A 14,715-nucleotide genomic window follows, 5' to 3' on the forward strand; every position below is an offset into this window, starting at 1 on the left:
ATGTTTTTTTTAAAGATTAATTGGCATTATTTCTCAATCTCTTTCATACTATCCATTTTCTTATGTGCTAAGAAACCAGCAATATCTTCAAAATGTTCTTTGACACGTTTGTTGCCAAATTCAAAAACTTTGGTGGCTAAACCGTCGAGGAAATCACGATCGTGAGATACAAGGATTAATGTACCGTCGAAATCACGCAAAGCATCTTTAATAATATCTTTGGTCTTCATATCTAAGTGATTTGAAGGCTCATCGAGAATTAATAAATTAACAGGTTCTAACAATAATTTAATCATTGCCAAACGTGTTTTTTCGCCACCAGAAAGTACTTTTACTTTCTTAGTAATGTCATCGCCTTGAAACATAAACGCTCCTAAGATATCTTTTATTTTGGTACGCACATCACCCACAGCAATATCATCGATAGTAGAAAATATGGTTCCGTTTTCGTCTAGTAATGCGGCTTGATTTTGAGCAAAATAACCAATTTGTGAGTTGTGTCCAATTTCGACACTTCCAGAATTGATTTCTATTTCTTTCATAATGGCTTTAATCATGGTCGATTTTCCTTCGCCATTTTTTCCTACAAAAGCCACTTTTTCGCCACGTTCAATCACAATATTGGCATCTTGAAAAATGACTTTATCGCCATACGATTTTGTCATGTCTTTTACCACAACAGGATATTGACCGGAACGAATAGCTGGCGGAAATTTTAGTTTTAGCGCTGAAGTATCTACCTCATCAACCTGAACGATAACTAGTTTTTCTAACATCTTCACACGAGATTGTACTGCATCGGTTTTAGAAAAAGTTCCTTTAAAACGGTCTATAAAAGTTCTGTTATCAGCAATCATTCTTTGTTGTTCGTCATACGCTTTTTGCTGATGAATTCTTCGGTCTTTTCTAAGCTCTAAATAATGAGAATATTTGGCTTTGTAATCGTAAATTCTTCCCATCGTGACTTCGATAGTACGATTGGTAATATTATCTACAAAAGCTCTATCGTGGGAAATTACTACAACGGCTTTGGCAGAATTGATTAAGAAATCCTCTAACCATTGGATACTTTCGATATCCATGTGGTTTGTAGGCTCATCTAGCAAAATTAAATCTGGTTTTTGTAATAAGATTTTGGCCAGTTCGATTCGCATTCTCCAACCACCAGAAAATTCTGATGTTTGGCGGGTAAAATCTTCACGCATAAATCCTAAACCAGTTAAGATTTTCTCAACTTCGGCTTCGTAATTTATTTCTTCAATCGCATAAAATTTTTCCGACAAGTCCGAAACTCTTTCTATGAGTTTCATGTACTCATCGCTTTCATAATCGGTACGAACGGTTAATTGCTCGTTTATTTGGTCAATTTCAGCTTTCATGGCAAAAACTTCTCCGAATGCTTTCGAAGTTTCTTCCATTACCGTGGCGCCATCGGTAGTAAGCAAATGCTGAGGCAAATAGGCAACTACTGCATCTTTTGGTGCCGATACATTTCCTGTTGATGGTTTGCTTTGACCCGAAATTATTTTTAATAAAGTAGATTTTCCTGCACCATTCTTACCCATTAAGGCAATTTTGTCATTTTCATTGATAGCAAAAGAAACATCGCTAAATAAAGTGGTTCCGCCAAATTGTACGGAAATATCGTTTACTGTAATCATTTTCGGTTATTTATTTAATCGATTTTTTGAAGGTGCAAAGATAGTTTAATTAGGGAATTTGACAATTTTAAATATGAATTTGAATTATGAAAAAAAAGAATTCAGATATTTGATTTATATCTAAAATAAAAACAATAAACACTCTTTATCTATATGGATTAGAGAGTGATTTAAGCTACAAAAAAAGTTTATTCTAGAACTTTTCGGAAATATAACGGCTCCCAATTTAGGCTACAAATCGAATAAAAATAGGATTGAAACTTTATATATTGAACATTAAAATTATTGAAATATTCTATTATTTACTCATTGTAATGTATTGATATAGAAATTTTTAAGTATTTATTGTTTTAGTTATTAAGAAGTATTGTATTTATTACTTTCAATCTAATTCAAATCAAACGCTTTTTTTATAGGGGTCAAAACAGTATAAATATAACTGCGCAAGGCATAAACATAACTGCGGAAGCTATAAATATAACTGCGCAAGGCATAAATATATCTGCGTAAGCTATAAATATAGCTGCGCAAGGCATAAATATAACTGCGTAAGCTATAAATATAACTGCGCAAGGCATAAATATAACCGCAGAAGCTATAAATATAACTGCGGTTTTTATAATTTATTTAGCGGTTATAATAAATACAATTGCAATGACAATAAATAGGATTGGGGGGCAAAACAATTATATGATGGAAGCTATTTTTATAATTGCGGTAGCAATATTTTTATTTTTACTTCAGCTAAATTTAGTGTTTTAGGCTGTCATGATGATCTTATTAGAGGTTTTATCTGTAAAGGCTAAACTTTTAAAATTACTTTTGGCACGTGCTAGAAAGTATTTTGGAGAGCTAAAAAAAGGATAGCATGATAACTTGGATACTTCTTTTTGTTTATATAAAGAGTTGGTTTTGTTGTGGTTTATTGGTTTGGGTAAGGAGTGTATGTGGTTAGTGTTGGGTTTGTTTTCTTAGCGTAAAGGTGTAATTGTATAATAAATGTTTTGTAGTTCCTTGTTCTAAAATGCTGTTTGAAAAAGTATAGGTTGTTTTTTCATTGTTACTTGAGTCGATATATAAATAAGTATTGGGTTCTATAAGTTTTATGGGACTAAATACAGCTTCTAAAACATCAAAGTATTGTTCGTTTTTAATAGGTTTTTCAAAATATAGCAAGCAGGTAACATATTTAATTGGTTTGTTTAATGTAGATTTTAGTCCTTTTCTACTAATGGTATAAATGCCATTGTTTTGAGTTATAGTGCTGCTGTCGTATATTTTTGCGTCTTTTTCGGAGCAGTATGTGCTAGACTGCAAAATTTCATTTTTAAATACTCCAACAAAAGAGGTTGTTATAGCTGTTTTGCCTAAAACAGTAATTACAGATTTACTGTTTAATTTGTATATTGTTTTGTCTCCTTCAATATGTTTTGTGGCTATTAATTCGCCAACATTAATGCCATTTACCTTAATGTCATAGGTGTTTACTAAATCTTGTGCTTTGGCTACTAAACCAAATAGGAGTAGTAGCAATGTGTAAAATTTCTTCATGAAATATTAAGTTGTAAATATTTCATCTAAAGTATTCCCTTCAAATTTTATTTTAACATCATCGTTATTTTTATCATGGATGTTAAATGTGTAGATTTCAACTTTTGTAATCATAACTTTATTTTTTATTTATTACGTTTTTTTTAACATTAGCTACATCGTTTCGCAGCTTGCAGAAGTGGCGGATTAAGGAAGGCTAGACTTTCGGTTGAACACTGACTTTGCAAGTACAAAACCAAGTTTAAATTAAGACCAAAACCCGCCATTTTTGCAAACTGCTGTTGGCAGTAGTTTTTATTTTTCTTTATTAATTGGTTTTATATTTATCATTTGACGAATTATACTTTCAAAATTATTTTCTTGAGTTTGGGTTTTTATTTTTAAAATGTCATTTTCGGTGCTATAATCAATGATTGTGTTATTATATTCAGAAAAATTCGCTATTTTGAAGTCAACCATTTTTTTAACTATTTCTGAATATTTACAACTTTTAATTTGTGGTTCATATAAATTTCTACTTTGTAAAAATTCTTTATTGTTTGCAATGTTCCAAGCTTCAATTCCAACTTCTAAAGTTTCTTCAAATGTCAATTCAGTAGGTAAGTTTTCATCAAACTTCTCCACAAGTTTCATAAGCATTTCCGAGTATTTTCTACCATTTTTTTCTACTATTTTTTCTGCACTCATATTTTATTTTAATGATTTGTATCTTTCAAATATTATTTTAATTATCTAAATTTCAGGTTTCTACGGTAAAATTACTGGTAACGTTCCCGCATATTGGCGAAGTGGCAGCGGAATAAACCCCAATCTTTCAATTCAAAAACCATCATTCCAAAACAGGAACTATCTTTCAATTAAACACCAATCCTGCCATTTTGCAAATACGATGTTGTGCGTTCGGTTTTATTTTTTTATTTTCTTAATAAGTGCTTTTTTTCTGCTTCAAATTCCTCTTTGGTCAAAGTTCCATCTTCGTGTAATTCTTTTAACTGCAATAATTGTTCGGAAACACTTTTTTTGGTTTCAACTATTATAGTTTCTTTTTTATCTTCTGAAACCGCCCAAATCATTGCGACAACCCAACCGATTAAAGTCCAACCTAAAAATAAATTTAGAAGACAAATTGAATTAGCATTTCTATGTTTATATCCAATAATAGATGGTAAAAAATATAATGCAAATATTATTACTCCGAATATGAATGACCCCATAATTTTATTTTTTTGATATTATTTTTTTAAGTTTTGAACAAACTCCAATGTCTCAATTTTAATGTTTTGAGTTCTAATTAAAGTTTCAAGCATTTGTATATTTAGTTTTAAAGTATTTATTTCTATATCTTTAATTTCAAATTTTTCATAAACATCTTTTACAAAATTGATATTTTCATTTATCATTTGGTTTAATGCAGAAGTAACTTCACTTTGACTATTTACAAACTCCAAAGTTTTTTCATACTGTTTACGTATTGAATTAAATTCATCTTCTGTTGTGAATTTTAAAAACTCTATTTCTTCTTTTAACTTTTTTAAATCTTCCATTTGGTTTTCGGTTTCTGTCGCTCTAAACTGACGCACCACGGGCCGGCACTTGGCGAGGTTGCGAAGTTCGGAACCGATTATTTTCTATCAAAGATAAAATTTCTTGCGGGAAATAAACGTGTATTTACTACAAAATTCGCAATCTTGCCAAACGCCTGTGGCTGTTGCACAACTTGTAGTTTCGAATTTGATTACAAAATTATCATTATTAGTTGTTTTTAACTAGTTGATTTACAGTAGTAATTAAAATTAAAACGCACAAAAAAAGTTGATTTTGGATCTTATTTTTAGTTGTGCAACAAGCACGCCTGTTGTGTGAAGCTTATTTTAAGACAATAAATTGGTTAAAAATCGGCATTGTAGATTCATAGTAATAGTCTTCAAGATCTTCAGCTCGTTGATAACTCCTATTCGACTCATCAATTCCTTCAGTAACTAAAAATCGCACATTAGATTTATATATCTTAATATTGAACACAATACTTTCTTGAAGAAATGGCTCTGTAACTTTTCCAGTTAACATTTGCTTAGAAATATCTTTTGAAATATCAGTATTTGAAAAAGTTGTAGTGTTTACATATCTAAAAGTATTATTATACAATACGGGGATTTCTAAATTATTTATTGTGTCATTTTTAATTGACTTAAACTTTTCTAACTCTGACTTTAAAAAAACGTGATAATCTATACTTTGATTTTTTGTCCAGCCTTCATTAATCGATTCATATTTATAATACCCGTCATTATATCTTTTAATTAAAATACAATATATTGAATCATTTATATTAATGTCACGTAATTCATACGATATGAAATTCTCGCCATTTTCGCCCAATGCATATTTTTCATAATCTATCAATTGTTTGAATTTATTTTCTATTTTGAAAGGAATACGATTTTTTCGCGAAATCCATTGACCATCTTCGTTTTTTAACCAACCTGTTGCGATAGTTAATTTACTTGATACTGTTGCTGAAATTTTCGGTAAAACTGCATTTACTCTTTCTTGAGTATATGCCGACACCGAAAAGATAATAATCATAATTTGTAGTAGTCTTTTCATTTGGAAGATTTTTTCTTAAGTTTCACACAACTATTCGCTTGGTCTATAACTATTTTGCAATTACTCTTTCAGAACCATATCTATGACCATTACAGCAGCAAAAATAAGCTGTCTTTCGATAGAGTCTTGTGGTACGATTTCGTTTATAGAAAGCACATAGTTATCGGCGCTGGTAAAAAATTCTTTGCCTATTCCTGCCCATTTTTTGCTTACAGCACCTAGTTCTTTGTTGTCTTTATTAAATTTGAAATCCCAACCTGTCCATTTTCCTTGTAGGGTGCAAACTGGTTTTTGGTTTTTGTCTACAATTTCGAACTTGCCTCCAAAAGACCAGAATTTTTGTTTAAAATAACCTATGAGTTGTGCTTTTTCGTCGAAAACTTCAATGTCTGAACGAAATATTGCCACGCCTCGTTTCATGTTTAGGATTGGTTTTCCTTCGGTTGTGGTTACAAGTACATTAAACGGGGTGTGTTTTTTGTATTTTGTGAATCTAAAAATTTTAGTAAAAATCCCTAAATTAGGTTCTTTACTGGTCATTATGTGTTTGTTAGAATTGGGATCGAAAATGTCGTAACTGTTTGATGCTTTAAACATTCCTACTTTTTCCTTAATTAAAAAAAGATTTTGGTTTAATAATGAATTCATTTTTTAGATATTGTTAGTTTATAAATTTTTGTTTGTAATACTTCGGTGTCATTATCTTCGCAAAGTAAGAATTCTAAATGAGATTTCGAATTTTTGAATAAAGTTATTCCTTCAAATTTATGAGTGTTAGAAATTTGGGTTGTAAAATCGATTTTGAAAGTTTTTAGATCGATACAACCAATAATAGTTCCTAAAATTTCGCCATCATTGTAAGTAGATAGTGTGTCTTCGGCTGCGGCTAGAAAGTAAATTTTGTTGTGTACTAAAGTAGCATCGGTAAAGGAGGTTTCTGTGTGTTTTATTTTGGGTAATGAGATGGGTTTAAAATGTACAGTATTACCAATTATAATAATTCCGTTTTTAGCATTTGCGCTATTTCCTCGTTGCAATAAATATAATTTTTCGTTGTAAAATAATGCGCCTTCGATGTTTAGGTCTTCGTTTGAAAGGGATATGGTGTTTTTTATGTTTTGGTAGGTTTTAGACAAATCATTTTCTTGTATTTGCTGTTTTTTGATATCGAAAATGATATTTTTATTTCGGTTTTGCGTAGATCCTGAACCAAAAATATATAGTTTGTTTTCTTTTAATGTAATTGATTCGAAATCTGGTTTTTCTTTTTTAGGTATGTTTTGGGAGGGGTTTTTTATTATTTGATGTTTTGTTAGTTTGTCGGATTTTAGATCGTATTGATACAAATATCCTGCGTTATCACTAATGATATATAACGAGTGGTTTGTAAACACGATTCCTGAGGCAGCCCCTATGCCTGAAATTTTTAAGTATTCCGAAAGTTGAAATTTTTGCATAATTTAGCTGATAAGTTTAGCCCAGATGGCAGTGGAAATCCTTTTCTTTTTTTTCTTTAAAAAAAGAAAAGATTGTAACGTACAGCTGGAAATAGCTCCTAAAAAAAAACAAATATAAAACAAAGAATATGAATTGGATAAATCCTGATGATTTTAAAGTTGTAGATAAAATTGAGTTGTCTAAAATTTCGACTGAGCTAAAAATAGATGCCGATGGGGATGAAAAAAAAGAGGCTTTAAGCAAGGTTCAAATAAAATTGAGTAAGAAGCAAGATGCAATGTATGCGCATAATAAATATAGTTTCTTGATTTGTTTGCAAGGTATGGATACCTCTGGTAAAGATAGTTTGATTCGGGAAGTTTTTAAGGAGTTTAATCCTCGTGGTGTGGTGGTGCATAGTTTTAAAACACCCAATTCGACCGAGTTAGAGCATGATTATTTGTGGCGACATTATTTGGCTTTGCCCGAGAAAGGAAAGTTTGCCGTTTTTAATAGAACGCATTACGAGAATGTTTTGGTGACTCGTGTGCATCCTGAATATATTATGTATGAGAATTTGCCAGGAATTGAAAAGGTGGAGGATATAAAACCCGAATTTTGGGAAAATCGTTTCGAGCAGATTAATAATTTCGAGAAACATATTGCGCAAAACGGTATGGTTGTTTTGAAATTTTATTTCCACATGAGTAAGGAAGAACAGCGAAAAAGATTGTTAAAGAGATTAGAAAATGCTGAGGATAACTGGAAATTTTCGCCAGGCGATATGAAAGAGCGGGAGCGCTGGGACGATTATATGCAATATTATGAGGAGGCTATTAATAAAACATCGAGCCAAATGGCGCCTTGGTTTGTTATTCCTGCCGATGATAAGGATATGGCGCGTTATATTGTGGCAAAAATTATTTGGGAGGAAATGCAAAAACTTACTGATATTAAAGAACCACAATTAGATGAAAAAGTAAAAGCGAATTTAGAGTTTTATAGAGAACAGTTGCAATAGTAATTTTAAAAATAAATGACAAGATTTAATATCAATGGCAATATCAAAAATAAAAAAGAATAAAAATAGTGGGGTCAGTTAGGATTGCTATTGAAATTGATTTTTGATATTGTTCTAAAACAAAAAAAGGTAACATTTTCATTGCGTTCTATTCATTTGTGATTAAGATTGATGCTGTTTCTTTGCATCGAATTAAAAAATTAATTACAAAGATGAAAAAAATTATTTTACCCTTATTTGTTTTTGTTTCGTTAGTTTCTTGTAATAAAGATAGCGAATCAATTAGCGCAAGTACTCCTGTAGAAGGTGTGGTTCTTGCTAATCATTCTGTAACCCCAACTTTGTTAAAAAAGCAAGCGGGTTTCGAAAACCTTCAGCTTTTTTCATTAATAGGTTCCGATGATGTTTTGGCGGGAAGTCCTAATTTTGTTTTTGGCGGTTCTGCAGATGGGTCGGGTTTGCTTAGAAATGCAGATGGGACTTTTACTTTTTTAGTAAATCATGAAGATAATTTTTCGGTTTCTAGAATTACTTTAGATAAAAGTTTTAAACCTACTAAAGGCGAGTATTTATTAAATTCTAACGGCGGAACATGGAGATTGTGTGGCGCTACAATGGCAACTCCTGCAGAACATGGTTTTGGACCACTTTATTTAACTTGTGGTGAGTCTGGAGAAGAATCTCGTACGCACGCATTAGATCCTTTTGGGACTATTGGTTTAGCAGGTATTTCTAAAGAATTGCCTAGTTTAGGAAGGTTGAGCGCCGAGAATGCTTTGCCGCTAAATAAGAATGCGTTTGCTGGAAAAACAGTAATTGTAATTGGAGATGATGACTCTGGTACAAGTGGTGGTCAGCTTTTTATGTATGTCTCGAATGCTGTTGGCGATTTGTCTAATGGTTCTTTGTATATGATGAAAAGAAACGATGACAACCAAAGAGAGAAAGATATGGTTACTAACCAAACGTATAATGTTAGTTTTGTAAAAATTGACAATCACACCACTTTAACTGGAGCACAAATTAACGCTTCGGTCAATACGCTAAAAGCTATAAAGTTTGGTAGAGTTGAAGATTTAGATTACAGAAAAGGCGGACAAGCTGCAGATAGAGAAATTTATTTTAATGTAACAGGACAAAATCTTTCTGGAAATAATGCAGATGCTTCAAGAACTAAATACGGAAGAGTTTACAAATTAAATTTAGATGCCAATAACCCATTAGCAGGAACTCTAGAAGTAATTCTTGATGGTGATGATCGCTCGGGAATTGCTGGAAAATTTCAAAATCCAGATAATATTTGTGTAACAAAAAATTACGCTTATATAGAAGAAGATGCTAATGATTATGGAGATGAAACCCATGATGGTTATATTTATCAATATAATTTTGCTACAAAACAACTAAAAGTAGTTGTAGAATTAGATCACCATCGTACTGCAACCGATGCCGCAAAATATAATGTAATTACTCCTGGTACCCCAACTCCAGACAGAAAAGGATCTTGGGAATATGGTGCTTTAATAGATGTTTCAGAACAATTAGGAATAGAAGATACATTTATGTTAAGCGTTCAGTCGCATTCTTGGAGAGGAGCCCGTTACAAAGGGGTAGATGGGGGAACCAATCGTCCTAACGAAGACCAAGCAAGCCAAATTGTGGTCCTCAAAGGATTGGCAAGATAATTCTATTTTTAATTAAAAAGTTACAGCAACCACGGTTTCCTTCTGAAATCGTGGTCTCTGTTTTTTTTGTTATTTTCAATATTTATAAATCGTTCAAAATTGATCATGAAAAAGTGTTTTCTTCTTATAATAATATTTTCGGTTTTCTCCTGTAAGAACCAACCCAAGCATGAAAAAATAAACGAAATATTTAAAACAGATATTGGTTTGTTAATACAAAGAGTTGCGATACTAGAAAATGCGATACAATCTGATGCGACTTTGGCACAAATTCAAACACATTTTTTAGAAGCACATCAAGCCTACAAGCAAGTTGAAATGATTAGCGAATATTATTTTCCTGTTGTTTCTAAAGCTATTAACGGTCCTGCATTAAGCGAATTCGAAGAAGATGAAGGTAAAACTGTTCCTCCAGAAGGATTTCAAGTTATTGAAGAATTTATTTTTCCAAAGTATGATAAAAAATCTAAAAAAGACCTTTTGAAAGAAATAGGCATTCTATCAGCCAATTTAAAAAGATTGGATACCGTTTCTCAAACCAATGAATTAACAGATTCTCATATTTTTGATGCGATGCGTTTAGAAATTTTTAGAACCATCACTTTAGGAATTACTGGATTTGATTCGCCAATTGTACAAAATTCTATTCCAGAAGCTTTATCTTCAATAAAAAGTATCGAAAAATATTACAAAGTTTATACTAAAGATTCAGATGATGCTACATTTAAAACTGTTTTAAAAACAATAGAAGAGGCTAAATCCTATCTAAAAACACACCATAATTTTAATGCTTTTGACAGAGGATTTTTTATAACAAAAATAGCAAACCCATTAAGCATTGCTATATGCAAAACGCAAAATGCCTTAAAAATTCCTGTTATTAAAGAAATGAGAGGATTAAGAACAACTGCTCAAACTTTATTTGAAGAAAATGCTTTTGATGCTGAAGCTTTTTCAGCATTTCCAGATTATCAAACCACGCCCGAAAAAATCGAATTAGGAAAATTATTATTTAATGATCCCATTTTATCTAGTAATAATACTCGTTCATGTGCTTCTTGTCACCACTCAGAATCTGCATTTACTGATGGCTTAGAAAAAGCAACTTCATTTGACGGAAAATCTGTAGTAAAAAGAAACACACCAACGCTTTCTAATATTGCATTCCAAAGAGTATTTTTTTCGGATTCTAGGGTAAATTATCTTGAAGATCAGGCCTTGGCAGTGATTGCTAATAAGAATGAAATGCATGGTTCTTTGGCAGAATCTATTTTGAGATTAAAAAAAGAGGTAAATTATAAAACCCGATTCATACAAGCATTTCCTAAAAAGGAAATAGATGAGTTTGCGGTAAAAAATGCTTTAGCATCTTATATCAGGTCGTTGAGTAATTATGATTCGAAATTTGATGAATATATGAGAGGAAACGAAACCCTTACTAACGACGAAAAAGAAGGTTTTAATTTATTTGCTGGAAAAGCAAAATGTGCTACTTGTCACTTTATCCCATTAACAAATGGTACGGTTCCGCCTCATTTTGAAAAATCAGAAAGTGAAGTGCTTGGCGTTCCTAATAACTACAAAAAAATAGATGAAGATTTAGGAAAATTCGAATTAACAAAAGCCGAAATTCATAAATATTCTTTCAAAACACCAACCCTCAGGAATATTGCCCTAACTGCACCATATATGCATAATGGGGTTTATAAAACACTTGGCGAAGTGATTAATTTTTATAATGACGGAGGCGGAAAAGGATTGGGTTTTAACCTTTCAAACCAAACCCTTCCAGAAGACAAATTAAATTTGACAGCTATTGAAAAAAAGCAACTTATAGCCTTTATTAGAACATTGACTGACAAAAATAAAATCAATATCAAAAATCAATATCAAAAATCGATGAAAATCTAAAATTGATATTTTTAAGATTTTACCATTCATTTTTGTCATTGCCATTGATTTTTGCCATTGTTTTCATTTATATTTGTCAACCTAAAAAAACATCAAATTGAATTTCTCTCAATACACCAAAGAATTTTCCGAAAATATAAAACTAGCGTATCCTGTTATTTTAGGAATGTTAGGACATACCTTAATAGGAATTGTAGATAACTTGATGGTTGGAAATCTAGGTTCGACCGAGTTGGCCGCCGTATCATTAGGGAACAGTTTTATATTTATAGGAATGTCTATAGGAATTGGATTTTCCACAGCAATTACCCCAATTATAGCAGAAGCTGATGCCGCAAAAGACGACAAAAAAATTCGTTCTACTTTTCACCACGGGTTATTTTTGTGTACTATTATAGGCGTTATATTGTTTATGCTAATAGTTTTGTCTAAACCTATTATGCTACTCATGCACCAACCAAAAGCAGTGGTAGATTTAGCTGCACCTTATATAGATTGGGTTGCTTTTTCGCTAATTCCTGTTATTATTTACCAAGGGTACAAACAATTTGCTGACGGATTATCGAAAACAAAATATTCTATGTATGCTATTTTTTTTACCAATGTAGTGCACGTATTTTTTAACTATGTACTAATTTACGGAATCTGGATTTTTCCAAAATTAGGTATAATAGGAGCCGCTTTGGGAACTGTAATCTCGAGAATTATAATGGTTGTTTTCATGCACTTTATGCTAAGAAAAAACCATGAAATGAAAAAATATTTTAAACATTTTAGTTTTAAAGAAATTAGAAAATCGGCTATTAAAAAAATTATTAACCTTGGTTTTCCTTCTGCCATGCAAATGCTTTTCGAAGTAACTTTGTTTACAGCCGCTATTTGGCTCTCGGGTTCTATAGGTAAAAATCACCAAGCAGCAAATCAAATTGCACTAACATTAGCCACCACAACATTTATGTTTGCCATGGGATTAAATGTTACTGCTATGATAAGAGTAAGCAATCAGAAAGGGCTAAACGATTATAAAAATTTGATTATCGTTGCAAAATCTATATTTATCTTAGCCATCATTTTAGAAACTATTTTTGCCCTTGTATTTATTGTTTTTCACAATTTCTTGCCTCATTTGTTTTTAAATATGAACGACGCAAATCAAGCTTTAGACAATATAGAAATTATAAAAATTACAGCACAATTACTGTTAGTGGCAGCGATTTTTCAAATTTCAGACGGAATACAAGTAGTTGTTCTAGGCGCTTTGCGTGGTTTGCAAGATGTAAAAATCCCAATGTATATAACCTTTATAGCTTATTGGGTGGTTGGTTTTCCTATTTCTTTTTATTTAGGATTATATACAAATCTGAAAGCAACAGGAATCTGGATAGGGCTTTTGGCAGGATTAACGGTGGCGGCACTATTTTTGTATATTCGTTTTCATAATTTGACAAAAAAATTAGTTAGAGAAAATCATAAATAGTTTAAAGGCGAAGAGCATAAAGTTTTAAGTAACACAAGACTTTATGACTTGTAACTTTTTAAAATATAATTTCTACTAATTGTAACTTAAATAGTATTTGAGCGTATAATCATCAAACAAAATAATCATCAAAAAATGACACTATTTATTATAATTGGAATTGTTTTATTAGCTGTGAGTTTTTCAATAAAGAATAATTTAAATAATCCGTTTTCAAAATTCTCTAGTATTTTACGAACGGTAGGAATTGTAGTAATCTTTTTAGGCATTTTTTCATCAATGTTTAAACAAATAGATGCAGGAAAAGTAGGTGTGCAATCTCTTTACGGAAGCGTAAAAGCAGATGTTCTAGAAAGCGGATTGCAACTCATAAATCCACTCATGGATGTTACCATTTTCGATACCCAAACACAAAACTACACCATGTCGGCAATTCATAGCGAAGGAGCCCAAGAAGGAGACGACGCTATTCGTGTTTTGTCAAACGATGGGCTAGAAGTAGTCATAGATTTGACGGTTTTATATAGAATTTCTCCAACCGATGCGCCAAGAATTCTAAAAACAATTGGTGCCGATTATTCTAATAAAATTGTAAGACCAATTACTAGAACACGTATTCGTGACAATGCTGTTTATTATGACGCAATTGCCTTATATTCTACAAAAAGAAATGAGTTTCAGCAACGAATTTTTAAAAGTATTGAAGCCGATTTCAAATCTCGGGGTTTAATATTAGAACAATTACTAATACGAAACATCAATTTGCCACAATCTGTAAAAGCCACCATCGAAAGTAAAATAAATGCCGAACAAGATGCGCAAAAAATGACATTCGTCTTACAAAAAGAAAAGCAAGAAGCCGAAAGAAAAAGAGTAGAAGCACAGGGTATTGCTGACTACCAAAGAATTATTTCGACAGGACTAACAGACAAACAATTGCAATACGAACAAATAAAAGCACAAAAAGAAATAGCAACTTCTCCTAACACGAAAATTATTTTCATGAACGGAAAAAATTCTCCAGTGATTTTATCAGATAAATAGATTTTTTAAAAGTTAATTCGGTTATTTGTTTACTCGTTCATTCGGGTTTTAAATAATAGAATTAACAAATAACAGAATTAACAACAAATATGGAATTACCAAAATTTTTACTAGGCGACAACACTGATTTTCCAGACGATATTTTTATCATTCACCTAGATTATCCTCGATTTATTATTAACCTAAAAGATGATGAGGTCGAGTTTATGGAAGAAGCCGAAGATCTAGACGAAGGGGAGCTAAATACTGAAATGGAAGGATTAATAGAACAAGCAAACGCTTTTTATGATCGAGAAATGGAACGTTATGAGAAAGAATAAG

Annotated in this window: 14 protein-coding genes; 6 read left to right on the forward strand and 8 right to left on the reverse strand. The window is 31.6% G+C overall.

The features are described from left to right. Positions 1-26 precede the first annotated feature (26 nt). The 8 genes from B0A57_RS01130 to B0A57_RS01170 all read right to left on the reverse strand — a co-directional run bounded on the left by B0A57_RS01130 (position 27) and on the right by B0A57_RS01170 (position 7,276). On the reverse strand, positions 27-1,661 hold the full coding sequence (locus B0A57_RS01130) for an ABC-F family ATP-binding cassette domain-containing protein (RefSeq protein WP_038466313.1): 1,635 nt from the start codon (positions 1,659-1,661) through the stop codon (positions 27-29). Between the two features lie 951 nt (positions 1,662-2,612). Further along, the gene (locus B0A57_RS01140; RefSeq protein WP_011962720.1) at positions 2,613-3,212 is read right to left on the reverse strand and encodes a DUF6134 family protein; all 600 of its coding nucleotides are present in this window, start codon (positions 3,210-3,212) and stop codon (positions 2,613-2,615) included. 294 nt (positions 3,213-3,506) lie between these two features. Beyond that, a complete protein-coding gene (locus B0A57_RS01145; RefSeq protein ID WP_034097829.1) occupies positions 3,507-3,899 on the reverse strand; it encodes a hypothetical protein in 393 nt (130 codons plus the stop codon). 227 nt (positions 3,900-4,126) lie between these two features. Then, positions 4,127-4,426, reverse strand: a complete 300-nt coding sequence (locus B0A57_RS01150; RefSeq protein ID WP_038466317.1) for a superinfection immunity protein — start codon at positions 4,424-4,426, stop codon at positions 4,127-4,129. An 18-nt stretch (positions 4,427-4,444) separates the two neighbouring features. Then, positions 4,445-4,756, reverse strand: coding sequence for a hypothetical protein (locus B0A57_RS01155; protein ID WP_123960867.1), 312 nt, complete (start codon positions 4,754-4,756; stop codon positions 4,445-4,447). A gap of 322 nt (positions 4,757-5,078) precedes the next feature. Beyond that, positions 5,079-5,819 (reverse strand): hypothetical protein, encoded by a 741-nt coding sequence (locus B0A57_RS01160; protein WP_038466324.1) that lies wholly within the window; start codon positions 5,817-5,819, stop codon positions 5,079-5,081. Between the two features lie 60 nt (positions 5,820-5,879). Further along, positions 5,880-6,467: a phospholipid scramblase-related protein gene (locus tag B0A57_RS01165; RefSeq protein ID WP_038466329.1), complete on the reverse strand. Its 588-nt coding sequence runs from the start codon at positions 6,465-6,467 to the stop codon at positions 5,880-5,882. Continuing rightward, positions 6,464-7,276, reverse strand: coding sequence for a DUF6929 family protein (locus B0A57_RS01170; protein WP_011962726.1), 813 nt, complete (start codon positions 7,274-7,276; stop codon positions 6,464-6,466). Before B0A57_RS01170 ends, B0A57_RS01165 begins: the two co-directional genes overlap by 4 nt. A gap of 128 nt (positions 7,277-7,404) precedes the next feature. Between B0A57_RS01170 and B0A57_RS01175 the strand changes: the two genes are divergently transcribed. The 6 genes from B0A57_RS01175 to B0A57_RS01200 all read left to right on the forward strand — a co-directional run bounded on the left by B0A57_RS01175 (position 7,405) and on the right by B0A57_RS01200 (position 14,714). Further along, positions 7,405-8,277 (forward strand): PPK2 family polyphosphate kinase, encoded by an 873-nt coding sequence (locus tag B0A57_RS01175; protein WP_011962727.1) that lies wholly within the window; start codon positions 7,405-7,407, stop codon positions 8,275-8,277. A gap of 212 nt (positions 8,278-8,489) precedes the next feature. Beyond that, positions 8,490-9,962: a PhoX family protein gene (locus tag B0A57_RS01180; protein ID WP_034097837.1), complete on the forward strand. Its 1,473-nt coding sequence runs from the start codon at positions 8,490-8,492 to the stop codon at positions 9,960-9,962. A gap of 105 nt (positions 9,963-10,067) precedes the next feature. Then, on the forward strand, positions 10,068-11,873 hold the full coding sequence (locus tag B0A57_RS01185; RefSeq protein ID WP_034097839.1) for a cytochrome c peroxidase: 1,806 nt from the start codon (positions 10,068-10,070) through the stop codon (positions 11,871-11,873). Between the two features lie 97 nt (positions 11,874-11,970). Next, positions 11,971-13,350, forward strand: coding sequence for an MATE family efflux transporter (locus B0A57_RS01190; RefSeq protein WP_011962730.1), 1,380 nt, complete (start codon positions 11,971-11,973; stop codon positions 13,348-13,350). A 135-nt stretch (positions 13,351-13,485) separates the two neighbouring features. Beyond that, a complete protein-coding gene (locus tag B0A57_RS01195; RefSeq protein WP_034097841.1) occupies positions 13,486-14,394 on the forward strand; it encodes a prohibitin family protein in 909 nt (302 codons plus the stop codon). Positions 14,395-14,483: 89 nt separating this feature from the next. Then, on the forward strand, positions 14,484-14,714 hold the full coding sequence (locus B0A57_RS01200; protein WP_011962732.1) for a hypothetical protein: 231 nt from the start codon (positions 14,484-14,486) through the stop codon (positions 14,712-14,714). The last annotated feature ends 1 nt before the right edge of the window (position 14,715 follow it).

Origin of the sequence: Flavobacterium psychrophilum DSM 3660 = ATCC 49418 (genome assembly GCF_002217405.1) — a bacterium.
In the GTDB taxonomy this organism is placed as follows: domain Bacteria; phylum Bacteroidota; class Bacteroidia; order Flavobacteriales; family Flavobacteriaceae; genus Flavobacterium; species Flavobacterium psychrophilum.

Coding starts and splice junctions, on each gene's coding strand:
- B0A57_RS01175 (WP_011962727.1), top strand. CDS start 7,405: ATGAATTGGATAAATCCTGATGATTTTAAAGTTGTAGATAAAATTGAG.
- B0A57_RS01170 (WP_011962726.1), bottom strand. CDS start 7,276: ATGCAAAAATTTCAACTTTCGGAATACTTAAAAATTTCAGGCATAGGG.
- B0A57_RS01140 (WP_011962720.1), bottom strand. CDS start 3,212: ATGAAGAAATTTTACACATTGCTACTACTCCTATTTGGTTTAGTAGCC.
- B0A57_RS01160 (WP_038466324.1), bottom strand. CDS start 5,819: ATGAAAAGACTACTACAAATTATGATTATTATCTTTTCGGTGTCGGCA.
- B0A57_RS01130 (WP_038466313.1), bottom strand. CDS start 1,661: ATGATTACAGTAAACGATATTTCCGTACAATTTGGCGGAACCACTTTA.
- B0A57_RS01195 (WP_034097841.1), top strand. CDS start 13,486: ATGACACTATTTATTATAATTGGAATTGTTTTATTAGCTGTGAGTTTT.
- B0A57_RS01165 (WP_038466329.1), bottom strand. CDS start 6,467: ATGAATTCATTATTAAACCAAAATCTTTTTTTAATTAAGGAAAAAGTA.
- B0A57_RS01180 (WP_034097837.1), top strand. CDS start 8,490: ATGAAAAAAATTATTTTACCCTTATTTGTTTTTGTTTCGTTAGTTTCT.
- B0A57_RS01185 (WP_034097839.1), top strand. CDS start 10,068: ATGAAAAAGTGTTTTCTTCTTATAATAATATTTTCGGTTTTCTCCTGT.
- B0A57_RS01200 (WP_011962732.1), top strand. CDS start 14,484: ATGGAATTACCAAAATTTTTACTAGGCGACAACACTGATTTTCCAGAC.
- B0A57_RS01150 (WP_038466317.1), bottom strand. CDS start 4,426: ATGGGGTCATTCATATTCGGAGTAATAATATTTGCATTATATTTTTTA.
- B0A57_RS01145 (WP_034097829.1), bottom strand. CDS start 3,899: ATGAGTGCAGAAAAAATAGTAGAAAAAAATGGTAGAAAATACTCGGAA.
- B0A57_RS01155 (WP_123960867.1), bottom strand. CDS start 4,756: ATGGAAGATTTAAAAAAGTTAAAAGAAGAAATAGAGTTTTTAAAATTC.